At 42.4% G+C, this 24,981-nt stretch carries 24 protein-coding genes and 2 pseudogenes; 13 read left to right on the forward strand and 13 right to left on the reverse strand.

The features are described from left to right. The first annotated feature begins 4 nt into the window (after positions 1-4). Positions 5-874 carry an alpha/beta fold hydrolase gene (locus tag ACTXGL_RS12670; protein ID WP_443527104.1) on the forward strand — a complete coding sequence of 290 codons (870 nt, stop codon included), beginning with the start codon at positions 5-7 and terminating at the stop codon, positions 872-874. A gap of 185 nt (positions 875-1,059) precedes the next feature. On the opposite strand, the gene ACTXGL_RS12675 is transcribed toward ACTXGL_RS12670, so the two are convergent. Further along, positions 1,060-1,695, reverse strand: coding sequence for a TetR family transcriptional regulator C-terminal domain-containing protein (locus tag ACTXGL_RS12675; RefSeq protein ID WP_443527105.1), 636 nt, complete (start codon positions 1,693-1,695; stop codon positions 1,060-1,062). Positions 1,696-2,168: 473 nt separating this feature from the next. Here ACTXGL_RS12675 and rutA point away from each other — a divergent pair, with 473 nt between their 5' ends. The 9 genes and pseudogenes from rutA to ACTXGL_RS12720 all read left to right on the forward strand — a co-directional run bounded on the left by rutA (position 2,169) and on the right by ACTXGL_RS12720 (position 10,390). Further along, complete coding sequence (gene rutA, locus ACTXGL_RS12680; protein WP_443527106.1) at positions 2,169-3,272, forward strand: pyrimidine utilization protein A; 1,104 nt, start codon at positions 2,169-2,171, stop codon at positions 3,270-3,272. A gap of 14 nt (positions 3,273-3,286) precedes the next feature. After that, positions 3,287-4,006 (forward strand): pyrimidine utilization protein B, encoded by a 720-nt coding sequence (gene rutB, locus ACTXGL_RS12685; protein ID WP_443527107.1) that lies wholly within the window; start codon positions 3,287-3,289, stop codon positions 4,004-4,006. Positions 4,007-4,080: 74 nt separating this feature from the next. Beyond that, the gene (rutC, locus tag ACTXGL_RS12690; protein WP_443527108.1) at positions 4,081-4,464 is read left to right on the forward strand and encodes a pyrimidine utilization protein C; all 384 of its coding nucleotides are present in this window, start codon (positions 4,081-4,083) and stop codon (positions 4,462-4,464) included. A 116-nt stretch (positions 4,465-4,580) separates the two neighbouring features. Further along, positions 4,581-5,162, forward strand: coding sequence for an NADH-dependent FMN reductase RutF (gene rutF / locus ACTXGL_RS12695; RefSeq protein WP_443527109.1), 582 nt, complete (start codon positions 4,581-4,583; stop codon positions 5,160-5,162). A 33-nt stretch (positions 5,163-5,195) separates the two neighbouring features. Next, positions 5,196-6,554: a solute carrier family 23 protein gene (locus ACTXGL_RS12700; protein WP_443527110.1), complete on the forward strand. Its 1,359-nt coding sequence runs from the start codon at positions 5,196-5,198 to the stop codon at positions 6,552-6,554. Between the two features lie 40 nt (positions 6,555-6,594). Then, positions 6,595-8,094 (forward strand): CoA-acylating methylmalonate-semialdehyde dehydrogenase, encoded by a 1,500-nt coding sequence (locus tag ACTXGL_RS12705; RefSeq protein WP_443527111.1) that lies wholly within the window; start codon positions 6,595-6,597, stop codon positions 8,092-8,094. A 119-nt stretch (positions 8,095-8,213) separates the two neighbouring features. Beyond that, positions 8,214-8,858, forward strand: a pseudogene (ribB, locus tag ACTXGL_RS12710) (3,4-dihydroxy-2-butanone-4-phosphate synthase); the annotation flags it as partial. Positions 8,859-8,998: 140 nt separating this feature from the next. Further along, entirely contained in the window at positions 8,999-9,775 is a 777-nt protein-coding gene (gene rutD / locus ACTXGL_RS12715; protein WP_443527112.1) for a pyrimidine utilization protein D, read from the forward strand. Between the two features lie 18 nt (positions 9,776-9,793). Next, on the forward strand, positions 9,794-10,390 hold the full coding sequence (locus ACTXGL_RS12720; RefSeq protein ID WP_443527113.1) for a malonic semialdehyde reductase: 597 nt from the start codon (positions 9,794-9,796) through the stop codon (positions 10,388-10,390). A 227-nt stretch (positions 10,391-10,617) separates the two neighbouring features. Here the strand turns inward: ACTXGL_RS12720 and ACTXGL_RS12725 are convergent, their stop codons facing one another. The 6 genes from ACTXGL_RS12725 to ACTXGL_RS12750 all read right to left on the reverse strand — a co-directional run bounded on the left by ACTXGL_RS12725 (position 10,618) and on the right by ACTXGL_RS12750 (position 16,922). Continuing rightward, on the reverse strand, positions 10,618-10,896 hold the full coding sequence (locus ACTXGL_RS12725; protein ID WP_443527114.1) for a peptidylprolyl isomerase: 279 nt from the start codon (positions 10,894-10,896) through the stop codon (positions 10,618-10,620). A 115-nt stretch (positions 10,897-11,011) separates the two neighbouring features. Further along, positions 11,012-11,785 (reverse strand): sulfite exporter TauE/SafE family protein, encoded by a 774-nt coding sequence (locus ACTXGL_RS12730; protein WP_443527115.1) that lies wholly within the window; start codon positions 11,783-11,785, stop codon positions 11,012-11,014. Positions 11,786-11,970: 185 nt separating this feature from the next. Further along, complete coding sequence (locus ACTXGL_RS12735; protein WP_443527116.1) at positions 11,971-13,476, reverse strand: tripartite tricarboxylate transporter permease; 1,506 nt, start codon at positions 13,474-13,476, stop codon at positions 11,971-11,973. A gap of 5 nt (positions 13,477-13,481) precedes the next feature. After that, positions 13,482-13,937 (reverse strand): tripartite tricarboxylate transporter TctB family protein, encoded by a 456-nt coding sequence (locus ACTXGL_RS12740; RefSeq protein ID WP_443527117.1) that lies wholly within the window; start codon positions 13,935-13,937, stop codon positions 13,482-13,484. A gap of 116 nt (positions 13,938-14,053) precedes the next feature. Continuing rightward, complete coding sequence (locus ACTXGL_RS12745; RefSeq protein WP_443527118.1) at positions 14,054-15,067, reverse strand: Bug family tripartite tricarboxylate transporter substrate binding protein; 1,014 nt, start codon at positions 15,065-15,067, stop codon at positions 14,054-14,056. A 565-nt stretch (positions 15,068-15,632) separates the two neighbouring features. Next, positions 15,633-16,922, reverse strand: a complete 1,290-nt coding sequence (locus tag ACTXGL_RS12750) for an SLC13 family permease (RefSeq protein WP_443527119.1) — start codon at positions 16,920-16,922, stop codon at positions 15,633-15,635. Positions 16,923-17,255: 333 nt separating this feature from the next. On the opposite strand from ACTXGL_RS12750, the gene ACTXGL_RS12755 reads away from it, so the two are divergent. Continuing rightward, on the forward strand, positions 17,256-17,981 hold the full coding sequence (locus ACTXGL_RS12755; protein WP_443527120.1) for a GntR family transcriptional regulator: 726 nt from the start codon (positions 17,256-17,258) through the stop codon (positions 17,979-17,981). Positions 17,982-18,212: 231 nt separating this feature from the next. Here the strand turns inward: ACTXGL_RS12755 and ACTXGL_RS12760 are convergent, their stop codons facing one another. From ACTXGL_RS12760 to ACTXGL_RS12785, 6 genes and pseudogenes are all read right to left on the reverse strand, one after another. Next, positions 18,213-18,848 (reverse strand): BLUF domain-containing protein, encoded by a 636-nt coding sequence (locus ACTXGL_RS12760; RefSeq protein WP_443527121.1) that lies wholly within the window; start codon positions 18,846-18,848, stop codon positions 18,213-18,215. 234 nt (positions 18,849-19,082) lie between these two features. After that, positions 19,083-19,988 (reverse strand): alpha/beta fold hydrolase, encoded by a 906-nt coding sequence (locus tag ACTXGL_RS12765; RefSeq protein ID WP_443527122.1) that lies wholly within the window; start codon positions 19,986-19,988, stop codon positions 19,083-19,085. A 489-nt stretch (positions 19,989-20,477) separates the two neighbouring features. Next, entirely contained in the window at positions 20,478-21,536 is a 1,059-nt protein-coding gene (locus ACTXGL_RS12770) for an alcohol dehydrogenase family protein (protein WP_443527123.1), read from the reverse strand. Then, positions 21,533-21,760 carry a hypothetical protein gene (locus tag ACTXGL_RS12775; protein ID WP_443527124.1) on the reverse strand — a complete coding sequence of 76 codons (228 nt, stop codon included), beginning with the start codon at positions 21,758-21,760 and terminating at the stop codon, positions 21,533-21,535. Before ACTXGL_RS12775 ends, ACTXGL_RS12770 begins: the two co-directional genes overlap by 4 nt. Before the next feature lie 150 nt (positions 21,761-21,910). Then, positions 21,911-22,048 (reverse strand): annotated as a pseudogene (locus ACTXGL_RS12780) (TetR/AcrR family transcriptional regulator); the annotation flags it as partial. Between the two features lie 160 nt (positions 22,049-22,208). Then, positions 22,209-22,640, reverse strand: a complete 432-nt coding sequence (locus ACTXGL_RS12785) for an Lrp/AsnC family transcriptional regulator (protein WP_443527125.1) — start codon at positions 22,638-22,640, stop codon at positions 22,209-22,211. A gap of 169 nt (positions 22,641-22,809) precedes the next feature. Here ACTXGL_RS12785 and ACTXGL_RS12790 point away from each other — a divergent pair, with 169 nt between their 5' ends. Next, positions 22,810-23,904, forward strand: a complete 1,095-nt coding sequence (locus ACTXGL_RS12790; protein ID WP_443527126.1) for an ornithine cyclodeaminase — start codon at positions 22,810-22,812, stop codon at positions 23,902-23,904. A gap of 67 nt (positions 23,905-23,971) precedes the next feature. Further along, on the forward strand, positions 23,972-24,931 hold the full coding sequence (locus ACTXGL_RS12795; RefSeq protein ID WP_443527127.1) for an arginase: 960 nt from the start codon (positions 23,972-23,974) through the stop codon (positions 24,929-24,931). Positions 24,932-24,981 lie beyond the last annotated feature (50 nt).

Raw genomic sequence — 24,981 nt, forward strand, 5'->3', positions numbered from 1 at the left:
AGTAATGATGACCTTGGACGAATGGCAACGACAGGGAGCGTATTTGACTGTTGATGGTCAGCAGATTTTTATACGGCATGCAGGGGACAAAAGCGCGCCTGCATTGCTACTGATTCATGGTTATCCTAGTGCAAGCTGGGACTGGGAAGGGATGTGGAATGCGCTCACTGAGCGCTACTATGTCATCACACTCGACATGCTAGGGTTTGGGTTGTCAGATAAACCAAAGAATGCTCGCTATTTAATCAGTGAGCAAGCTGATATTTGTCAGGCTGTCTTGCGCCAATGCGGCGTCAGTGACTATCATATATTGGCGCATGACTATGGCGATACTGTGGCTCAAGAACTGCTATCAAGGCAAGTACATACTGATAATGAGTTTTATATTGGTAGCGTTTGCTTTTTAAACGGTGGCCTGTTCCCTGAAACGCACAAACCGATCTTAATTCAAAAACTATTGATCTCGCCATTAGGTCCTTTGGTAACCAAACTGATCACTAAGCAGAAGTTTGCGCGCAGTCTGCAGCGTGTCTTTGGGCCCAGCACGCCACCTACACCGGATGTCATCGATACTTTATGGCAGCTACTAACTCACAATGAGGGTTTGGCAGTGATGCACAAGCTCATTAACTATATGCCGCAGCGTAAGCAATATCGTAAGCGCTGGGTAGGTGCCATTATAAAGAGTACGATACCGGTTAAGTTGATCGCTGGCGCTAAAGATCCGATATCAGGTCAACACATGATGGATCATTATCGTACGTTGATTCCAAATGCTAATGTCACCGAAATGCCTATGTTGGGTCATTATCCGCAGATCGAGGATGCTGGGGCGATAACCACTGCCTATCTACAGTTTAGAGACTCTGTTTAAAAATACTATTTAAAAACACTGTGGTCTAAGTAGCAGTTGTATTTGTCACACAGTTTTACTGTCAAAAAGCGCAGGTCATCACATGATGCCCTGCGCTTCTTATGTATGGTAAGTATGAGTTAAAAGTACAAAAAATCTCTAAATCTGATTTGATTCATTACTGCTGTTAAATGATGCGCTCACGATTACGGAATCAAACTGTCTACGAGCAGTTGAATACTCGTACTTAATGCCTCATTAGCGAATTTTTTGTTTCTTAAGCTATGACTACAGACCGCTTCAATTTGGGTGGAAAAGTCAGAGTAGTGCTGGGTAACTGCCCAAATATGAAAAATCAAATGAATAGCAGAAACAGATTTAATCTTCTCATCTGCAATCCACCCATCAATCACTGCCACCTTTTCTCGAACCAAATATCTTAAAGGTCCCTTCAGCACCCCCATTAAGTGAGGTGCTCCTTGCATGATCTCTAATGCATATAGTCTCGATGCTGCAGGTGACTTCTTTGAAATCTTGTATTTTTCTTCAATATAAGTTGTTAGTGCATCTCTTGGATCTTGGTTGATGTTGATATTGCTTAAAGGGGACAACCACTCACTGAGCACCGTTTCTAGAGCAGCAATATAAAGAACCTCTTTGTTTTTGAAGTAATAAAATATATTCGATTTAGAAATATCAGCTTCTTCAGCAATCCTCTCCATTCGCGCGCCATTTAGTCCTTCTTGCGAAAAGACAATCAATGCAGCATTGATGATATGCGCTTTTTTCTTTAGTACTTTTGAGCTTGTTTCCGTCTCTTCTTTTAGCACGCTGTCTTTCACTGTCATGTCCTTCATTATAGAGTTGCATAAATCGAATTGTAGATGATCGTTGATTGAATTTAAAAAAGGAGCGAAGCCCTCGGGTATAAGTGCCACTTATTGGCCCACATATCGCTCTTATCAGCGATGAATATCCTATTCGTCTATAAGACTGTTGATTATAGAAATCGACCTTACGAGTGTCCTATTTACCGTTAATTAATCTCACCCCATTCAGATTACCATCAAAATTCACTTTTCAAGTGTTTCTGCACTATTTTATAACAAACTGCACCGTTTTATAACAGGGTGCACTATCACTATGCATTTTTTTAAACCATATGGTCTAAAAAATTTATGGATAAAATTGATTAGGTTATTGATAAATATAAATAAAAAAATATGGCATAGGTTTTGCTGTATAAAAAAACATAAAAGAATTTTTATTTCTTTTATAGCTATCTTCTTTCTTCTCGAAATTTATAGGTGACCTCATGGAAATAGGTATTTTTTGTCCGATTGGCAACAATGGCTGGTTAATTTCAAAAAACGCGCCGCAGTACAAGCCAACATTTGAGCTTAATAAGCAAATTGTGCAACGTGCTGAGCACTATGGTTTTGATTTTGCGCTCTCAATGATCAAGCTACGCGGCTTTGGCGGGGAGACTGAGTTTTGGGATTATAACCTCGAAAGCTTTACTTTGATGGCAGGGCTTGCGGCAGTCACGTCCAAAATAAAAATCTATGCCACATCAGCAACGTTAGTGATGCCGCCCGCAATCGTAGCGAGAATGGCATCGACGCTTGATAGCATCTCAAACGGACGGTTTGGACTGAATGTCGTGACTGGCTGGCAAGAAGCAGAATATGGACAGATGGGAATGTGGCCAGGCGATGATTATTTTGGTAAGCGCTATGACTACCTATCTGAATATGTCCAAATTTTAAGAGATCTGTGGGCGACAGGCCAATCTGATTTGAAGGGTGAGTTCTTCCAGATGGATGATTGTCAAGTGAAGCCCATTCCACAAGCGGATATGAAGATTATCTGTGCGGGTCAATCAGATACAGGGTTAGCGTTTTCTGCAAAACATGCTGATTACAACTTTGTTTTTGGTAAAGGTCTAAACACACCTACCGCTTATGCTGGTATCAATGACCGATTAAAGGTACACACGGATAAGACGGGCCGCAATGTTCCGACCTATGTGCTCTTTATGGTTATTGCAGATGAGACCGATGAAAAGGCGCAGGCAAAATGGCAATCGTACAACGATGGTGCGGATTTTGAAGCCATTGATTGGCTGCAGTCACAGGGCGGTAAAGACAAAACCTCAGGCAAAGATACCAATATTCGCCATATGGCCTCAAGCGTTTCGCCAGTCAATATCAATATGGGTACGCTGGTCGGCTCTTTTGAAAACGTAGCCAGCATGTTAGACGAAGTTGGTGAGATACAAGGTACTGATGGCGTCTTACTGACCTTTGATGACTTCATACAAGGTGTTGAAGATTTCGGCAGTAAGATCCAGCCCTTGATGAAGAGCCGCATCAATGTCGATACCCCAGTTGCCAGCCAAGCTGTCAGCGAAGCCTAATAAAAGGAGTGGATATGAATTCGGTTAATACCATTTGTGCAGACTTTACCAAGGAATCCTCTCCTGTCTTAGAGTCGTTGCCTGAACCTATCAAGTTAGACCCCTCACAGACGGCATTGATCGTCGTGGATATGCAAAACGCTTATGCCAGCCAAGGCGGTTATCTAGATTTGGCTGGGTTCGATGTCACAGCAACCAAACCCGTCATCGATAAAATCAAGCAAGCGGTGGATATTGCGCACCAAGCTGGCATACAAGTCATTTACTTCAGAAATGGCTGGGACAATAAATATGTAGAGGCGGGTGGTAGTGGATCGCCTAATTATCACAAATCAAACGCCCTAAAAACCATGCGTAAAAACTCCGAGCTTGAGGGAACGTTATTAGCAAAAGGGGGCTGGGATTACGAATTGGTCGACGAGCTGAGCCCTGCGCCTCAAGACATCGTTATAGACAAACCTCGTTATAGCGGCTTTGCGAACACCAACTTCGACAGCGTATTGCGGTCACGTGGCATACGTAACTTATTACTCACTGGTATAGCAACCAACGTCTGCGTTGAATCTACGCTTCGAGATGGGTTTTTCCTTGAGTATTTTGGGGTATTGTTAGATGACGCTTGTTATCAGGCAGGACCAGTAGAGGCTCATGAGGCCACAGTATATAACGTAAAAACATTTTTTGGTTGGGTGTCTGATGTTACCAGCATGCAGCAGTGCTTCTCGGATAGCTAACGTTTTACCCAGCCAGTTTTTAGCAATCTAAACCAAGCGTTTCATACTTAATCTAACTTAATAGGAATATAGATATGTCTAAACAAGTGATTATCCCTGAAGGTACCAGCAAACCATTAGCTCCTTACGTACCCGCTACCAAGGCTGACAACATCGTTTATGTCTCAGGCACACTACCCTTCGATGAAAATAACGATGTCGTACATGTGGGCGATGCAGCCGCCCAAACCCGCCATGTCTTAACGACGATCAAAAACGTAATCCAAACTGCTGGCGGCGATATGGATGATGTGACTTTTAATTCGATCTTTGTAAAAGATTGGGCAGATTATGACGCGGTCAATCAAGTCTATGCAGAGTTCTTCCCCAACGATAAGCCAGCAAGATTTTGTATTCAATGTGGACTAGTAAAACCAGACGCGCTAGTCGAAATCGCTTCAATAGCACACGTTGGATAAAATAGCCTATTTAAAAACTGCAGTTAGTGAGTTTAAGTTTACTTAGCACGTAACCGTAGTAGGGCGATTTAGTTGACCACATATGTGGTGAGATATTGTTTAAAAGGAAATGACAGATGAATACAGTAATTAAAGAAAGCCAAGCCACGCAGTCCTCATTAATGAAACATAAGTCTAAAGAATCATTCACCCCTACGGCAGATAACTTAACTGACATGCAGAAGACGTTTAGAGAGGCAATGAGCAAGCTTGCGGCTGCCGTCAATATTATCACCACTGAGGGTCCAGCAGGGCGTGCAGGATTTACCGCCTCAGCGGTATGCAGTGTCACTGACGCACCGCCAACCCTATTGGTATGTTTGAACAGAAACGCTTCTGTATACCATACCTTTAAAGAAAACATGGTGCTATGCGTCAACACACTTGGTCTTGAACATCAAGATCTAAGCGGCGTATTCGGCGGCAAGACGGCTCCAGAAGAAAGGTTTGAGCAAGGCAGTTGGTCCACGCTAGCAACAGGATCGCCTGTATTAGAGGACGCTATTATCTCTTTTGATTGCAAAATCAAACTCATCAGCTCGGTGGGAACCCACGATATTCTCATTTGTGAAGTATTGGATATCAAACACAAGCCCGATTGTGAAAGTCTCATCTATTTCAATCGAGACTACCATCGACTAAGTAAGTGCAAAAAATAAGTATCACACCTCTACTTTTTAAGGATATTTGAAATGGACAAATGGTTTGTTAAATGGCGTCCCTACACTGGGAACCTAGAAACGACACCAGTAGGTATCAATGAATACTTACCAATGGGTAAAAGTGTGGTTTTGGGCGCACAGCATTCATTCGCAATGTTTGGTGCGACAATTTTAGCCCCGTTGCTGATGGGATTTGATCCGAGCTTAACCATGTTGATTACTGGTATAGGCACGATACTTTTCTTCCTCATTACGGGCGGTCATGTACCCAGTTACTTAGGTTCCAGCTTTGCATTTATCGGAGCGGTAGTAGCAGTCACAGGGTATAGCGGCACGGGTATGAACCCCAATATCGGCATTGCGCTTGGTGGTACCGTGGTCTGCGGGATTTTATACGCATTGATGGGTCTACTGGTGATGAAGACAGGTGCAGAGTGGATTGAGAACTTGATGCCCCCTGTGGTCACTGGGTCCATCGTCATGATTATCGGTTTGCACTTAGCGCCTGTCACCATACAAAGTGTCATCGGTAATAGCTTTGATTCTTGGATGGCGTTAGTCACTGTGTTGTGTATCTGTGCAGTCGCCGTATTTACCACAGGTATGATAAGGCGCTTGTTACTGTTAATAGGACTGGTAGCGGCATATTTTGTTTACTTCCTCTTAACCAATGTGATGGGAATGGGCACGCCTATTGATTTTGCGCCAGTAGCGAGTGCGGCTTGGTTCGGTATGCCAACACTATATTCTCCTGTATTTGAAATGAGTGCCGTATTAGTCATCGCACCTGTCTTTATCATTCTGATCGCCGAAAACCTTGGGCATTTCAAAGCAGTAGAAGCCATGACTGGTAAAAGTATCTCACCGTATATGGGTAGAGCGTTCTTCGCTGATGGTCTCTGTACCACGCTCTCGGCTTCGGTAGGCGGTACTGGTATGACGACTTATGCAGAAAACATCGGCGTGATGGCAGCGACCAAAATCTACTCTACCGTTGTCTTTGTCATAGCAGGTGTTTTTGCCATTTTATTGGGCTTATCCCCTAAGTTTGGCACCTTGATTAGCACCATCCCTGTGGCTATCTTGACGGGTGCTTCAATCGTAGTCTTTGGTCTAATTACGATCGCTGGTGCGCGCATTTGGATGAATGCAAAAATCGATTTCAGTAAGAATGGCAACATGTTGGTCGCTGCAGTACCAGTGATTTTAGGAACGGGTAACTATTCATTGAACATTGCCGGCTTTGATTTGGGCGGTATCGGCACCGCTACTTTCTTAGCCATTCTTATGAACCTCGTTTTCAACTTTAGAAACAAACCAAAAGCGACAAGCGTAACCACTGATAAAGAAACCGCTACAACAGAGCCGCTCCTAAAGCTCAACACATAATTTTAAAACCCTGTTTTATATCAATTTGAGGAATCGTGTCATGAATGCACAACCACACAACGTACAACAACTAATCAATGGCGAATTTACAGAGTCAACTACCACCCAATGGATTGATATCACTAATCCAGCCACTCAAGAAGTGATCGCTAAGGTACCACAGTCCACACCTGATGAAATTGAACAAGCTATCAAAACAGCATCTGAGGCGTTTCAGAGCTGGCGTACCACATCGATCAGCAAACGAGCTCGCGTCTTCCTCAAGTATCAAGAGTTGATACGCGCACATATGGATGAGCTGTCAGCGCTACTGACCGAAGAGCAAGGAAAAACGCTGGCAGATGCTAGAGGCGATGTGTTTAGAGGGCTTGAGGTTGTAGAACATGCAGCAGGTATCGGTAACTTGCAGCAAGGCGGCTACATCGAAAACGTTGCCAGCAGCGTTGACATGTATACCGTTCAACAGCCGATAGGCGTCTGCGCAGGCATTACGCCTTTTAATTTCCCTGCCATGATACCGCTATGGATGTTCCCAATGGCCATCGCTACCGGCAATACTTTTATCTTAAAGCCATCTGAACAAAACCCAATTGTCACCATGAGATTGGTTGAGTTGGCGCTTGAGGCAGGTATACCAAAAGGCGTATTAAATGTGGTTCATGGTGGCAAAGATACCGTGGATGCCCTATGTGATCATCCAGACATAAAAGCGATGTCCTTTGTTGGGTCAACCGCAGTGGGTAAGCATGTCTATGACCGAGCAGGTCAAGCGGGCAAGCGTGTACAGTGCATGATGGGTGCAAAAAACCATGCCGTTATCATGCCAGATGCCAACAAAGAACAATGCTTGAACCAGTTAGCAGGGGCAGCGTTTGGGGCGGCAGGGCAGCGATGTATGGCACTGTCTGTCGTTGTCATGGTCGGCGCGTCTAAACAGTGGGTCGATGACATTATTGAGAAGTCATCACAACTGGTGGTTGCTGCTGGCAAGGACGACAAAGACTTAGGTCCTCTCATATCTAAACAGGCCAAAGCCCGCGTTGAGCGCTTAATCCAAGCAGGCGTGGATGAAGGCGCAACCCTCAGACTAGATGGTCGCGGCTGTCAGGTAGAAGGTTACGAGGACGGCAACTTTGTTGGTCCGACTATCTTGGACAACGTAACCACTGATATGAGCTGCTATACCGAAGAAATATTTGGCCCTGTCTTATGTATTGTATACGCTGACACGCTTGAGGAAGCAATCCAAATCATCAATGCCAATCCAAACGGTAATGGTACCGCGATTTTTACCCAGTCTGGAGCCCATGCACATAAGTTCCAACAAGACATAGACGTCGGACAAGTAGGTATCAATCTACCGATTCCAGTACCGCTACCTATGTTCTCGTTCACAGGGTCTAGAGCCAGTAAGCTCGGCGATTTAGGTCCGTATGGCAAGCAAGCAGTACAGTTCTATACACAGACCAAAACTGTGATCTCGCGCTGGTTCGATGAAGATGCGAGCAAAGGCGTCAATACGACTATTTCTATGAGCTAGACCTACGGCATAGCAAACCTAGAAAACCATGTCAGAGCGTGTCATTAATTAAGCCCTAAAAATGGCACGCCCTACATGACAACATACAAAAGCAAATGTAAATGCAAACGGTGGATTTTATGAACATCAATACGATACCAGAAATCATTGAAGATATTAAAGCAGGAAAAATGGTCATACTCATGGATGATGAGGATAGAGAAAATGAAGGTGACCTCATTATGGCAGCAAGTCTTGCCAAACCCGAAGATATTAACTTTATGATTACACATGCAAGGGGTTTGGTTTGTTTGACACTGACCTCTGAGCGCTGCAAACAATTAAACTTACCGTTGATGTGTAAAAACAATAAAGCACCTTACAGTACAAATTTCACCGTTTCAATTGATGCCGCAAAAGGCGTCAGTACTGGCATATCAACGGCAGACAGAGCTCAGACTATCAGAACCGCTGTGTCCCAAGACGTTACCTGTGATGATGTTGTAACCCCAGGACATATTTTCCCACTTATGGCTAAAAAAGGCGGTGTCCTAGAGCGTGCGGGTCATACTGAAGCAGGTTGCGATCTGACGAGACTGGCTGGCCTCGAGCCTGCTGCAGTCATCGTAGAGATCATCAATCAAGATGGTGAAATGGCTCGTAGAAATGATCTTATCAAATTTTCCGATACCCACAATCTAAAAGTCGGGACCATAGACGAGTTAATCAAATATATTAAGTCTCAAGAGGGTGTCGATAGTAAAGGCAAAGTTGAATATATCGAAGAAGCGCTGGCACATGAGTATTGTGAAAGCGATGAGCACATCGCTGAGCCAAGTTAGTAAACCCAACGTAACCCTAGAATAGTAAAGCCATTAGCTGTTTTTATAGCCATTTAAATTTCACTACAATTGGACGGTCACCTATGTTAGTCAAAAAATACCCTTGTAAGAACGACTCGTCAAAAACGATCGTATTTAGTTCAGGTTTAGGCGGACGTGCTGACTTTTGGTTACCTCAAATTGAGCGTTTTACCGAACATTATCATGTGGTTTGTTACGAACAAGAAGGGGTATTGCCTAATAGCGAACGCTTACCTGATAATTATTCTATGCAAGATTTGGCAGCGCAGTTAATTGGAATTTTAGAAGCAGAAGGGCTGTCTAATTGTCATTTCGTCGGTCATGCGCTTGGCGGGTTCATTGGTATGGAAGTCGCTCATAAGGCACCAGAGCTATTAGACAAGTTAGTTATCTTGAATGGTTGGGAGAGCCTAGACCCTCACACTATCAAATGTTTTAGTATGCGAACCAGCTTGCTACAAGATACAGGGGTAGAGGCGTTTGTACGCGCGCAAGCGATATTCTTGTACCCACCGATCTGGATCTCAGACAACATAGAAGCACTCACACAAAAAGAAGATAAAGCCATTGCTAACTTTGCACCAGTTGAGAACGTGCTAGCGAGATTAAAAGCTTTGCAGGCTTATCAGCCCCTCATAAATGCCAAACATATTAAAAACAAAACGTTAGTGTTGAGCAACCTTGACGATGTTTTGGTGCCATGGCAACGCGGTCTGGCGTTAGCCGGTAGTATGCAAAACGCCCAGTTTGAGTTAATGCTGACAGGTGGACATGGTAGTACAGTCACTGAGACCTGCTCAACCAATAGCAAAATCCTGCAATTCTTATCCAAAAACTAAAGTCAATGAGGAAGTATTATGACTGATTCACTATCGTTATCTTCAGAAGGTCTTGATCAACTGTTTGGTAAGGCCAGATCCTTTAACGCTTGGCAACAAAAAGACGTGCCAGATGCGTTACTTGAAGAGATCTATCACTTGGTTAAAATGGCGCCTACCTCAGCCAATTGTTCACCTGCACGATTTATATTTCTCAAATCTGATGAAGCGAAAGCGCGCTTAGAGCCTGCACTATCATCAGGGAACGTTGAAAAAACCATGACAGCACCCATCACTGTCATTGTCGCTCATGATGAAGCGTTTTATGAAGAGCTTCCCAAACTATTCCCGCACACGGATGCCAGATCATGGTTTACGTCTAGTACCGAACTTGTAAAGGAAACAGCGTTTAGAAACAGCTCTATGCAAGCGGCTTATCTTATCTTGGCATGCAGAGGGTTGGGGTTAGATACGGGTCCCATGTCTGGGTTCGATAACGATCTAGTGGATAAAACCTTTCTCAAAGACAGTAACTGGTCCTCAAATCTACTCATCAATATAGGCTATGGTAAACCCGATCAGTTGTATCAGCGCTTGCCAAGATTAGATTTTGATGAGGCTTGTCAGGTCTTATAAAACCCGTTATTCGTACAGTGTGCTGTCTTGCGATCAGTAGATTGAGTCGATGACAGTTGTAGAGAGAGCTATTTTTATTTTGGTTATCCAAAAATTAAGCCACCTGTTTATACTTAGCAAGTGGCTTATTTATGAGGCATAGCACAGCTGGCTTGTCGCTAAGGCTGTGACTGTAGTTGCTGTGCTTAAACTCTCGCTCTCAAGTTCCTGTGCTTAAACTCAAATTCTTAAGTTCTGTAAAGCACTTTTACCACATGCCATCCAAATTTGGTCTTGACTAGATGCGGAGTGAATAGCTCACCGTTGAAACAAACCTTGTCAAATGGTCCTACCATTTGACCTTTTTTGAACTCACCTAAGCTGCCGCCTTTCTTACCCGACGGGCAGGTCGAGTGTTTTTTCGCCAGCACATCAAATGCAGCGCCTTTTTTAAGTTTGCCGATAATGTCTTTAGCCAGTTCTTGGTCTTTTACTAAAATGTGTAGTGCGCTAGCGGTACGAGCCATAATCTAAACCCTGCATAAAATATCGATTGTCAGGATATTATAGCATTACTTACTTTGGTTACTAAGTTGAACTTAATATGGATATTGCTCAAGAGTAGGAGTGGTAATGAGTCGTTTATAATAGGGTTTTAGCATTTGTTGCTATCATTATTAGACCACTAATCACCATCAAAATCAGCAGCATTACTCTAAACTGACTAATGCTAATGCCTGCCAAAAAGCGTTTGCCAATAACATTGCCAATCACAGCGCCCAATCCTAATACAAGAGCATACACCCATATCTTGACGGTAAGTATCCCAAAAAAGGTGTAGCTGACGATTTGTACAATACCTACGAAGAAAGAATTCGCCGTTTTGGTCGCAATAAGGCTTTCTTTTTCTAGTCCAGCATTCATATAAAAAGGATTAAGAATAGGGCCGAGACCACCTACTAATGTGCTCATAAAAGCAATGGCAAAGCCTACAGGTACAAAACCTACTTTTGGCATATCAAATGTTTTACTTACTTTGCCAAATTTGTATTGGAAAATAGTAGAGACTAAAAATGCACCAACCAATAATTGAATCCAGCCTGCGTCCAAACGACTAAACACCAATGCGGCAAGCCACGCGCCTACGACAGCGCTTGGGACATAGTACTTAGTCAATGACCAATCAATATCATGCCAGAATAGATAAAGCCGCGAGGCATTACTCATAAAGGTAGCTACGTTGATCACAGGAGGTGCAACCGCTGTCCCTATCATCGAAGAGGTGACTGGTATCAGCAGCATAGCACCGCCACCACCTGATATGGTGGAGATAATAAAAGCGACTATACCAGCGAAAAATAAGCCTGATAAGTGCCAAGTTGGGATGGGTTGTAGTAAGTCTAAAACAAAGAGCACTATAAAATCCTATTTTATAAGTGACATCAAGTAGTGATGTTTTGCTGATTTTGGTCAGCTGAAAAAAGAGCTAGGAGTGTTAAATAACTGTTGAAAGTAGAGTAAAAATATCTCTAAAAAAACGGTGGTCATACATAGAGTATAACCACCGCCGGAGAGACATTTAGAGACGTACTAGCAATAATTTATGCAGCAGTCTTTTTGAAGCGTTTACGATAGATTTTGCGAATAATTGGCATAAATACCATCAGTAAAGCAAGTACCCATAGTGACATGGTGATTGGGCTACTCCATAGAATAGACATCTCACCTTGAGAGATAGAAAGAGCGCGACGTAGGTTGGATTCCATCATTTCTCCCAGTACATAACCTAGAATAAGCGCTGATAGAGGGAAGTGTAGCTTACGTAAGAAATAACCAAATATCCCAAGCCCTACCATGAACACCATGTCAAACGTGGTGCTATTAATAGAGTAGACCCCAACGAAACTAATAGCGGCGATCGATGGTATTAGGATATAGTTTGGTACATTAAGTAGTTTAGAGAACAGGCCAACTAGCGGAATATTCATTACTAACAAAATGACGTTACAGATGAACAAGGAGGCAATAAGACCCCAAACAATATCAGGCTGCTCTGTAAATAGCTGCGGACCTGGTGTGATATTGTACAAGGTCAATGCACCCATCATAACCGCAGTCGTACCAGAGCCGGGGACACCCAAAGTCAACATCGGTACAAATGAACCACAAGCTGAGGCATTATTAGCCGCTTCTGGAGATGCCAGACCACGCAGATCGCCCTCACCAAATTTACCACTATCACCCGCAATTTTGCGCTCACTAGCATAGGTCATCGCACTGGCGATCGTCGCACCTGCACCAGGCAAAATACCGACAAAAAACCCCATAATGCCACTACGTATCATGGCACCAAAAGCAAACGTGAACTCTTTTAGATTGAATAGACTGCGTTTACCTTGCTCGATGATTTTCCCACCAGTACTGGTTCTCTCAAGTAGGATTAAGATCTCACTGACACTAAAAAAACCAATAACGATGGTCGTGAACTGGATACCATCCGACAGATTGACTGAATCAAAGGTAAAGCGGTAAATACCAGTCACTGCATCGACACCGACAGTGGCCAGACCTAAGCCAATTAATGCTGAGACTGCTGTCTTAATCGGTTGATCGCCGACCAAACCACTCAAGCAAGTAATGGCGAATACCATCAATACAAAGTATTCAGCAGGGCCGAAAGACACCGCCCATTTGGCTAATAGAGGTGCGAACAAGACCACACCAATGGTCGCAATCGTAGAGCCGAAGAAAGAGGCTACTGCAGAGATGGACAAGGCGATACCTGCTTTGCCTTGTGTGGCGAGTGGGTTGCCATCCAATGAGGTCATAACTGCCGCGGCAGATCCTGGTACGTTGAGCAAGATAGCAGAGATACGTCCACCATACTCACAACCGAGATATACTGCTGCGAGCAAAATAAGAGCACTCTCTGGTGGTAGACCCAGCGCAAAGGCAAAAGGCAACAGTATCGCCACACCATTGATAGGACCCAGACCAGGCAACATACCCACGATAGTACCAATAAAGGCACCAATTAAGGCAATCAGTAAGTTTTTGGGTAGGGTAGCGACCGCAAAACCGTGCATTAAAAAATCAAAAGTTTCCATAATCGCTATCCCATTATTCCTGATAGTATGCCAAGTGGTAGAATTACATCCAATGCCATGTCAAACAAGGCATACAAGGCAATACTAATCACAATTGAAAAGATAAGGCTTTTAATAGGGTTGCCAGCAAACAGTAAACCAAGCGCAAAACACATCAGTGTCGTAGCAACCACAAAACCTAAAGGCTCAAAAATCAGACTATAAATCAACAATGTGCTGACACATAAAACAAGGTTTCGAATCACTACATTGTTGTAGCCCAAATCAAGTACTTTCGTAAACCGTGCTGGACGAAAAGCAATCACTAGGGTTAAAAGCGCCATCAGTGAAAAAATTAAAATAGGATAGGGCCGAGGACCGATAGGGTCATAGGCAATGGGAGCGACATAACCGATCGCTAAATAGATCAAAAATAAGCTAAACAGTCCCATCAATCCAGAGAACGCACGTTCCATTGTCATAGGAGTACTCCTTAAATTTTAAAATAAAAAGGTTGATAGATATCTCATCTGTCAACCTTCGATGAATACTATAAAAACCAGTATTCAATCATTAAGGGAATATGATCTGAATGAGACTATTTAGCCGCAGCATCAGTAAGACCGTACTCAGCAGACAATTCACGTAGCTCACCTGTACGCTTATAAACGTATGCTTCTAGCTCATCGCCAGTCATAGAGAATGGTAGAAGCTCTTGCTGCTCGCGTAACTCAGCAAATTTTGGATCGGCCAACATGGTGTCAAATGAGGCTTTCCACCAGTCGTAAGCGGCAGGACTGACATCTGGACCCATGTAATAGCCACGGACCACTGGCCAAGTAACGTCGTAGCCTTGCTCTACAGCAGTAGGAATATCAGCCATCGTACCGCCCAGTCTTTCATCTGCAAACACGGCCAATACTCGTAATTTACCAGCAGTGGCTTGCGGCATGATCTCAGCAATACCCGCACTAACGACGGTAATATGGTTACCCATCACGGCAGTAATAGCTTCACCGCCACCTTCCATAGCAACGTAAGTCATGTCGCTAGGCTTTACCCCCACTGCTTTAGCCAAAATAGCGGTCTGCATCCAGTCTTGACCACCAACACTACCACCAGCGGCGAAACTAACTGCTTTGGGATCTGACTTGAGCTCAGCGACCAATCCTGCTAGATCCTTGATTGGTGAGTCAGCATTGACAGCGATGGCACCATAATCAGTACCAACCGCTGCGAGCCATTTCACGTCTTTTTCAGTGAATTTGCCGAATTTACCCTGTGATAAATTGAGGATAGACCCCGTTGAGAAGGCAATAATGGCGTCGTTGTTAGCGCGATCATTGGCAACGATTTTGTTGTAAGCAACAGCGCCAACACCGCCTGGCATATAAGTGACTCGCATTGGATCTTCTAATAGACCAGTATCTCTTAGACCAGCCTGAGCAAGCTTGCACGTCAAATCAAAGCCGCCACCTGGTTTTGCAGGGGCAATACATTCTGGACGTGAAGGGGCATCAAAACCGGCATCAGATGCTGTCGTTTCGGTCTTATTACAGGCGGTGAGGGTTAGTACTGAGAGGCCAAGAGCCAGATAGGATAGTTTTTTCACACGACACTCCTTGTGTGTATTTTCAATTAAAACTCAATAGAATTCTGAGTGAAGCCATAGCGTTATTGCAAAAGAAATTCAGGTCACACCGATATAGGTTGCTGAATTTCATAACAGTGCGCTTTTTAGCGTTTTGCAAAAGTAACAGAATATTTTAAGAATAACAAGAAACATATGTATGTATATATGAATTTTATTTTGATATAGTGGTTCAAGGATTCGCTAATCAAGACTCTATTGCACCAATACTAAAGAGTAATAGAAATATTATTAGTGTTTATAAGTGGATAATTAAGACAGTAAAAACAAATAGATATGTTTAAATATGAGCACAGCAGTGCACGTAGGTGATAGTGATACCTACATGCACTGCTGTGCTATAGCAAGATATAAAGGATTGCTCAATTAGTGATTACTTAGTTAGTAATTATTTTGAAAAGTATAATAAGGAAATTGAGTCACATATAAGATAGAAAGCCTAAGGGTATTGAAGGCTCTTATAATATAGTTGTCCAATCAAGATAATAGCAGGTCAAGAGATGAGTGAGAGCTAAGTGATAAGATACTAAAATACGAGCTGTATGACTAAAACGGCTAGCATTCCAACAATGATACCTAGGGGGACGGCTTTAAATAATAGCGTATTCAAAAGCTGATCTTTGTCTATATGTACTTGGGCGGCGCCAAGTATCAGGCTACCTCCTGACGAAAAAGGAGAAATAGATGAGCTTTGCGCACCTATCACAATGCAAATAAATAGTAATAAAGGATTTAATCCAGAGGCAATGGCTAGGGCAGGAACCATAGGGAATAGAGTTGGGGCGACCACGCCAAGCGTACTGGCAAATACTGACATGATTGCGCTGATGATGAATACTAAAATCGGTATCATCCAGATAGGTACATTGGTACTGAGCCATTCTGTTAGCTCGTAAATAACGCCTACCTCCACACCAAGGCTGATCAACATTCCGACCCCGCAGATCATGATCAGCGTATTCCAAGGTACTAAAGCAATGATTGTTTTTTCGTCACCTAGTTTCAAAAACAAGCTAACCATGGCGAAAAAAATAGCGATAAAACCGATGTCGATTCTAGCGTTCAAAAACTCGATGGTCTCTACGTTTGGTATTAGTAGGTTTAGGATAGGTGCAATAAGCACTGTGGCCACCATAATAAATACAAGTACAATAGATTGTTTTTGCTTACGATCTAAGGGCTCGGGTGCTATAGCTTGGATCGCTATCTTGCTATTTTTGGTATTAATGAAACTATAAATACCTAATACTACTACTGGTGTCAAAAAGGTAACCACAAAGATGCCCAAAGCATAAGTGAACGTATTGTCATTGGCGACGCCTGCTCCGCGCATGAGCTCTCTAAAAATAACGCCACTTTGTGAAGTGACAAAGTTGGCTCCGGCTAGGGCACCATAGTTGACTGAAAGGGTGGCCACCACAATATTGAGGTTGGTTCTTTTGGACAACAATAGAATCATAGGCGCCATTGTGGCTAAGACAGTGTAATAACCAGCCCCTAGGCCTGCAACAATTGTAGCAACAAAGAAAATAGCCAAAGGTAATGAGGATGGGAAATGTCTGCATTTATAGATCAGATGACTGCATAATTTCTCTAAAGCACCATTGGCTAGAGGAAAGTTATAAAAGAGTGTAACGGCAAAAATGACAAAGAAAATCTTGAGAGGCCACAGTTCAATAATTTCATAAGCGCTAAGACCCATACCAAAACACCCAATCAGGTATGAGAACACAATGGCAAATAAGCCGATATTAATTTTGGTGGTATAGCCGAGCGCGATAGATATTACAATAGCGGCTAAAACATAGAGAGTCATAGCTGCTCCTTGGTCTCAAATATATGAATTCTACAAAAACTCATACCAATTTTTATAGAGTAACGAGCAGCACGATGATATTGACAAACGACGTTCTAGATTAGAGAATCGTGTAAGTTTGGAATTTACGTTTGACTGAGTAGAATAATAGCAAAAAAGCAATGCAGATTGGCTAAGATTAACCGTAAAAAGCAAGACAAGCGTTAGTATGATAATACTATAGAAGATTTTTAGATGTCGAGTGGGTAATAAGCCCTGTCTCAATCTCTAAGGTTAGAGCGTGCTCTAAGAGAATATTGTGGTATATAAACCTTTCCAAATAGCGGTGACAAAATGTTAAAAAATTTAGAAAACTTTAAAATGCCAAGATACGAGCAAGTAAGATGGCATATTCTGACGCTACTGACAGAAAGCAAGTGGGATGAAAGTACACCCTTACCAACAGAGCAAGAATTTGCAGATAAATATCAAGTATCGGTGGGAACGGTTCGCAAAGCGGTTGAAAAACTAGTAGAGGATGGCGTATTAACTAAATACCAGGGTAGGGGTACTTTTTTGAAACGACCAGATTTTGAAAGTTCTTTATTAAGGTTTTTTAAATTTCGTGACCAAGATGCTGGTTATGCGACACCGAACGGGGTAGTCAAAAAGGTGATCGTCATAGAAGGTATTGATGATATTAACCAAAAGCTGAATATCAGTAAGAGCAAAGCACTTATTTACATAGAGCGTCTGCGTATTATTGAAGATAAAGTGCTACTGAGTGAGAAAATTTGGTTACCTAAGAGCCGTTTCAAAGCATTTATTGACTTGGCGCCAGAAGATTTCGAAAACCTTCTTTATCCATTTTATTACACAAAATGCGGTCAGTTCGTTTCGTCTGCTGTAGAAACCCTATTCTTCATAACCAATCATATAGATACCTACCTAGCCAACACTAAGGAAGAAAACTTAGTAAAGGTATGCCGCATTGCCAAAAATCTAGAAGGCGATCCCATCGAATATAGAGAGTCATATGGACTCGCAGAAAAGTTCAGTTATGAAGTTAATATTGTCTAATAGATAAGAAGTGGTCGAGAGGAAGTAGACGATTTAGGTTATCTAGGAAAACATTTCGTAAGCTAACTTTATGGTAAGACTACAAGCTTTGTAGAGGCTTTTTACTGACCGCGAGCCTATGGCAAGTAGTCCCATTAAAACAAGTTGTTCATCGATTAAGAGGATGAAATACCTAATTTCCTATTCCCTTGAGATATGTTCAAGTGAGTCATAAGTCATCCAACTTAGGTATCAAGTAATGACGTCATATCTGAACAATAACACAGCTGCCGTTGATGCGACCAATAGTCCAAGAAATATAAATAGCAAAATATTATTGTGGGTTAGCTTTTCTTCAAGCTCAGAGTAACCTAAATTATCGAAGGTAATGTAATCCTCGTCACGACTGAGGTTAGAGTAGTCAAAATTCCTCACACATTCGATGAAGTGCTCAACGAACCAATAGGGCCATTGCTCAGGTTTGAATGGTGATATCTCTCCTAATTGAGCATGATCAGACAGTCTATGCCAATTACTAGCGCTCAAGTTGAGACTGTGCATACGCCAATCTTCAAAGCGGCACTGACTGACTTGTTCAACAGCAACGACGCCTACTTTTTTATGATTGTTATCTTTAAATATTCTCCGCATAAGAGAAAACACAACATCTTTTCCGCCTTCTAAGCATTGGAGAAAACTTTTTTCGTCATTGCATAGAAATCCCGATATTTTATTGTCTCTGTTATAGACATCTGAATGGCTCTGAATATGCTCAAATACAGACCTGTCTAGAGTATTTACTTTACTAACATAGATGAGTCTTACGAGGGAGTTTGATGGAACACCCTTCATAGATTTTTCTAGTCTCCTATGACTTTCTATCTTCATTCATGCCCTCTTTTAATAATATATTTTAATTTTTTATTCAAATTGCCTCTTATTTTAAATGATTTTTGCATTATAGATTTGTTTTACCGTGTGAAAAGTCTGCTTTTCCGTCCATATTTTTAAAGTTAAGGTATAAAATGTCTGGCTAAGTCGTTGGTTCTACGAGCATTACTTCTAGCGATTCACTATCTTAGATATATAGCGGGTCTTCATACGTACTCTTTTAGGCTGCTGTTATAAATCCCTCAATGGCATAGCGCTAAATTTTTTTATGATGATATCAGCACATTGCTCAGGTGCTTCCATCGGTAGCAAATGTCCATTATCTGGCAGCTCAATGATCTTGTTGATAGGCACCAGATGCTGCCAAACTTTACGAACATCGTCGCTGATAAACATGGAAGGTTTGCCAACGATAATAGTGTAAGGTAAATCAATCGTATTAAGCTCTTTTAAGGCGTCATTGACAAAAGGCGTGTCGAAGTAGCTCGCCAATTCTTGCTCAGGGGTGAAAAGCAAACTATATTGCCCTTGCTTGTTTTCGACAAGACTATTTTTTGCAAAGATATAAAGATTGCTGTCATTGATGCGTTTAAAAGCGCGATGTGCCCGTAGATAGTCATAGTAGGATTCCACGCTTTGCCATTGTACTTGTTTAGCTTGTGTACTTTTGAAGGGCTCTCGACTCATTTTTAAGTCGTCAGGTGCTGAGTTCATCGTGAGCATCTGCGATTTGGTAAAAGTAACGGGTTCTATCAAATATAACTGCGAAAATAGTTCTGGACGTTTGGCTGCTGCAATAGCGGTAGCAGTCGCGCCTTGAGAGTGTCCAATACCTACGACAGGTTTATCCTGTGTCTTCTCCAAAAAATCAATCAATATATCAGCATCCTGCTCGCGAGTCAGCTTTCTGAGGGATGGTAGATCGTACCAATAGCCACGCATGGCGAGACTGTTGATAGTAAATTGCTCACTGAGCGTGGTTAATAGCGGCAGATAGACACCAACTGCAAAACCGTTGCCACCATAAAAATGTGCAGGAGGTAATGGGACGTTTTCATCATTATTAAACAAAGCGGATAAGTCATAATAGCGAGCTGTTTTATCACCTAGAGTCATTGCCCGTTCAAATGCTTGCATAGTATTGGCCTTGTTATTTGTCAACTCTCAAAATTTTCATCGATTATCAAAAGCAGGTTGAGTAAAAACTATCTTTACGCTCATTACTGCCTATCAGCTGATTATTGCATATTAAACAAGTCGTGGTGTCATGCGTGTATAGTTTGCCATCAGACCCAATGATACGACTTTCAGTCATTGTGGTTTGTTTCCTGACATAGATGATATCAGTCTCAGCAAAACCAACTGCCATGTACGCTGCCCAATGGATTGGAATGTTGTTGACCTGGTCGACCTTGAATGACTTGAGGCAGGAATGGTAACAACACTCATGTATTCTTTATTGGCACGTTTGATAACTTTATTATTGTTATGCTAGAGGATTTATCAAGAAGCTAGATGTCTATCTGATAAATCCTCTATGTAGTAAACGGATATATGCTTCGCAGTTGTGTTGATTGGGCTGCACTTAGGATAGACTACGTGAAGTAAGTTAAGAGAGACAAGTGGTTATTCTTGAGCAACTTTTAAAACGATTTTACCGACGTGTTTTTTTTCTAAGAAAACCTCTTGAGCAGTATGTATCTTTTTTAACGGAAAGGTACGCGCAATGATTGGAGCTATTTTACGTTGCTCGATGCAGTTAACGAGGTTTTGAAAGACTTCAGGTTGAAGTACAGTACAGCCATAAAAAGTTAAGTCTTTTAGATAAAGTGTTCTGATATCTAGCTCAACCAATGCGCCTCCAATCGCGCCAGACACAGCGTACCGACCTCTTGGTTTTAGCAATTGTAAAAAATCAGGCCATTGCTTTCCTGCGACCAAATCAATCACGACATCAATACAGTTTTCGCCTATTGCATCAACCAAGTCATCATCTCGAGGTATCACTTGATCCGCTCCAAGCTCTCGCAGCTGTTGGTTTTTACTTGGACTGGTGATAGCAATAACATAAGCACCGCGCGCTTTTGCCAGCTGGACTGCTGCTGATCCAACACCGCCTGAAGCGCCGGATATCAATACCTTATCATACGACGAGACATTCGCTCGCGTGAGCATATTCTCAGCAGTAGAATACGAACATGGGAACGAAGCCAGCTCGACATCAGAGAGCATACTATTTACGGCATAGGCATGTTTGGCAGCGACTACTGTATATTCAGCAAATCCACCGTCACACTCTGAGCCATAGTAACCAGCTGATTTCAATGGTTGACCATCGATTTCATGAATACAAGGTTCAACAAGAACCCGTTCCCCAATACGTTCACGACTAATATTAGCACCGACTGCTACTATCGTACCGCAGACATCTGCACCTTGGATACGAGGGAAGCTCATTGCAGTGCCAGACCAACTGGCATCAGCGCTACTGCTATTGCCTTTCGAGTACCATGCCGTTCTGGTATTGATATCTGTATTATTGACCGCTGCTGCCGAAACTCGGATGAGTACATCATCTAAAGTGACAGTGGGGACAGGAATATCATCACGGTATTTGAGCATCTCTGGGCCACCATGACCGATAAGCTGGACACCTGTCATTGTCTTTGGGATCGGTTGCATCATTTGTCTTCCTCTAAAAGTGTTGATAGTGTGCGCTGGGCTGAGATGATGGCCTTTGCTCCTAATACAGGCCATGAATTCGTAACGCCTTCATGTAACAAAAAGATGGCCGTCGCAAGATCTTCTCTCTGACTTTGTTGTCCCAAAAAGTGCCTGACTTCTTGTTTGTGCTTCTGCACTGAGCTTGCAATCACTGGATCATCAGGAAAAGCTGCCACGGCACTCATAGACATGCAGCCATGTGGTGCGAACGCTTTCATCCATTGTTCGAGTCTGTCAAAAATATGAAAAATAGAGGCTATGCCAGGAGGAGGTGATTCATTGAGTAAAAAGTCGAGATATCTTTGGTGGCGATAGTCCAAGGCGGCAACGACCATCATCTCTTTAGAGGGATAGTACTTATACAGTGTTCGCAGGCTTACATTACATGCTGTCTTGAGCTGAGCAACACTTGGCTCGGCAAAACCATATCGGCTAAATGCCTTTTCGAGCTTAATAGCAATATCTTCTTTGATAACAAAACTCCCAAAAGTAGAATGAACGTTCTACTTAAAGGGTAAAGCATTCATTCTACCTTTGTCAAGGCAGTCTATTTGATGATAGCGATAATCTTGCGTCTTCACCAGGAAGGTGTTTTTAGACGGTGTTGAATATATTTTCTGAGGTACTCTTGCGTCATAAACTCGACAGCAAAACACTGGTTTCGCTATTAAGAATGCCATCGATCTCTCTTACTTGCCGCAGCACTTCATCAAATTCTCTCAAACTTGTCGTGTGTATCTCTGCCACCAAGTCCCACGCCCCATTGGTTGTATGCAGCTTGATCAATTGCGGGATACCGCGCAGCTTTCTAATCACTTGTGACGTAGATTTTCCTGTCACCTCGATCATCATCATCGCTTTGACCGTTTCGTTATCTAGTGCCTCATGCACTCGAATCGTAAAGCCTAAAATAGCGCCATTATGAATCAGTCTATCCAATCTGTTTTGGACAGTGGCACGCGAGACTTTAAGTTTTTTTGCAAGGATTGAGATGGTTGCGCGGCCGTCTTGTCGCAGTTCAGATATCAGCTCGCTGTCTAAAGAGTCATAAGTGTAGTACGCCATAAAAATGTCTCCCTTATTAAGTTTTTGACATTGTGATAAGTAGTATCTATCAATATGTCAAAAATATATCAATATTTAATAACTTATTGACATTTTAACTGACATTTATAGTTGGTAGCATATTAATTGTCGATTCAACAAACAATATTCATGGAATGGAGCAAAACGAATGTCTAAATTTATCGTATCTCAAAAGCAGGGTGTGCCCTTTGTTAGCGTACAGGCAATGGCTGAAATCATCAGTAATCATGGTATAGAACAGACCATAAAAGAACTGGTAGATGCTCTAGAGCAGGATTTTTCTCGCTGGGAACAATTCGAAAAATCCAGTCGTTTTGCCTCTCATTCCAAAGATGGTGTTATAGAGCTCATGCCTGTTAGCGATGGTGACATGTTTGCATGCAAGTATGTCAATGGCCATCCTATCAATACCAAACGGGATTTACAGACGGTAGCCGCTTTTGGCGTATTGTCTGATGTTGACACAGGCTATCCAATTTTATTAACAGAGATGTGCATCTTGACCGCACTACGTACGGCGGCGACCTCGGCACTGGTTGCCAAACACTGTGCGCCTAAAAACGCTAAAACCTTGGCGCTTATTGGTAATGGTGCGCAAGGAGAGTTCCAAGCAATGGGCATGAAAGCAGTGGTGGGTATCTCAAAAGTACGTCTCTATGATGTTGATCCAGCTGCGTCTGAAAAAGTAGCGCATAACCTTGCCGATTCAGGTTTGGATATTACTATCTGTAAAACCGCAGAAGAAGCCGTTGAAGGCGCAGATATCATCACGACCTGTACGGCAGATAAGAAAAACGCCACTATCCTGCGTGATGATATGGTCAACAAAGGTGTCTATATCAACGCTATCGGTGGCGATTGCCCTGGCAAAACCGAGCTGGATGCCAATATCTTACTAAGAGCCGATCATGTCGTTGTAGAGTTTGAACCACAAACCCGTATCGAAGGCGATATTCAACAGCTCTCTCAAGACTTTCCTGTGACAGAGTTCCATTGTATCGTAAACGGTGAGAAAGAAGCGCGCACCAACGACAATAACTTAGTCGTATTTGACGGCGTTGGTTTTGCCTCAGAAGACTTTACAGCTCTAGTGTTTTTGCGTGATTTGATCAAAAAACAAGACGCCTATGAGCTGCTTGATTTGATCCCTCATCAACAAGATCCTAAAAACCTTTATTCGGTGATGAAAGCTCACAACAAAGATCGTAGCATAGCGACGAATGAAGCTGCATCTATGGCGTAAGTGGTTAAAAAGATCAATTATAAATTTGAATAATGAAAGAATTGCTTTACTTAATGGAGACAACATAATGAATGATTTAATGAAAAACGTGCGCATAGTAGAAGTGTATTCGGATGTCGCAGGGCACAAGAAAGGCGCGTCACTAGGCATTGATGCATTGCGCGCATCATCAAAAGAGATGAATGCAGACTACTATGAAAAACTGCAACTTGACAGTATCAAAAATGAATACATACACGAAGAAGAGTCGTCATTTAAACATGCAAAATACGCTGATGTGATTGAGCCTGTTATCTCTAAATTGGCACATAAAATAAAAGAGATTAGAGAAGATAATCAATTTCCGATTGTTATCGCAGGTGATCATTCTAGCTGTGCAGGAACCATGCACGGTCTTAAAATGGCACATCCTGATGCTGAGATCGGTGTGGTCTACATAGACGCCCATGCTGATTTTCACTCGCCGTATACCAGTGGATCAGGCAACATGCATGGTATGCCTTTGGCAATGGCGTGTGCGATTGACAATTTGGAATGCAAGCGTAACGAGCTCTCTGAAAAGGAGAAGGAGTATTGGGAGCGATTGAAGTTTATGGCATCTGATGAGCCATCAATGAAGCCAGAAAACGTCGTGTTTTGTGCCGTTAGAGATTATCAAGAAGAGGAGATGGAACTGATCAAAAGACACAAAATTCCGTTATATAGTGTGGCTGAAATAACCAAAAAAGGCATCAGCGCCACAGTAGCCGAAATATTCAAAAAACTAGAATATTGCGATCATATTTATGTCTCATTTGATGTCGATAGTGTTGATCCCTTATATGTCCCAGGGACAGGTACGCCAGCAATGAATGGTCTGTCTTATGAGCAAGCCATGCAGCTCAACATAGAGCTCATTAAAAACGAAAAAGTATGTTGCTGGGAGATGGCAGAGATCAATCCTTTGTACAACAATTCAAAAGATGACTCAACCAGAATATTTAAAATTTTAGAAGAAGTAACGCACTCCCTTTTAAATAATTACTAGCATAGAAAATTTAGAATAACTCACAAAAACCAATCTGAACGACATTATTT

The organism is Psychrobacter sp. T6-6 (assembly GCF_052258185.1).
Classification (GTDB): Bacteria; Pseudomonadota; Gammaproteobacteria; order Pseudomonadales; family Moraxellaceae; genus Psychrobacter.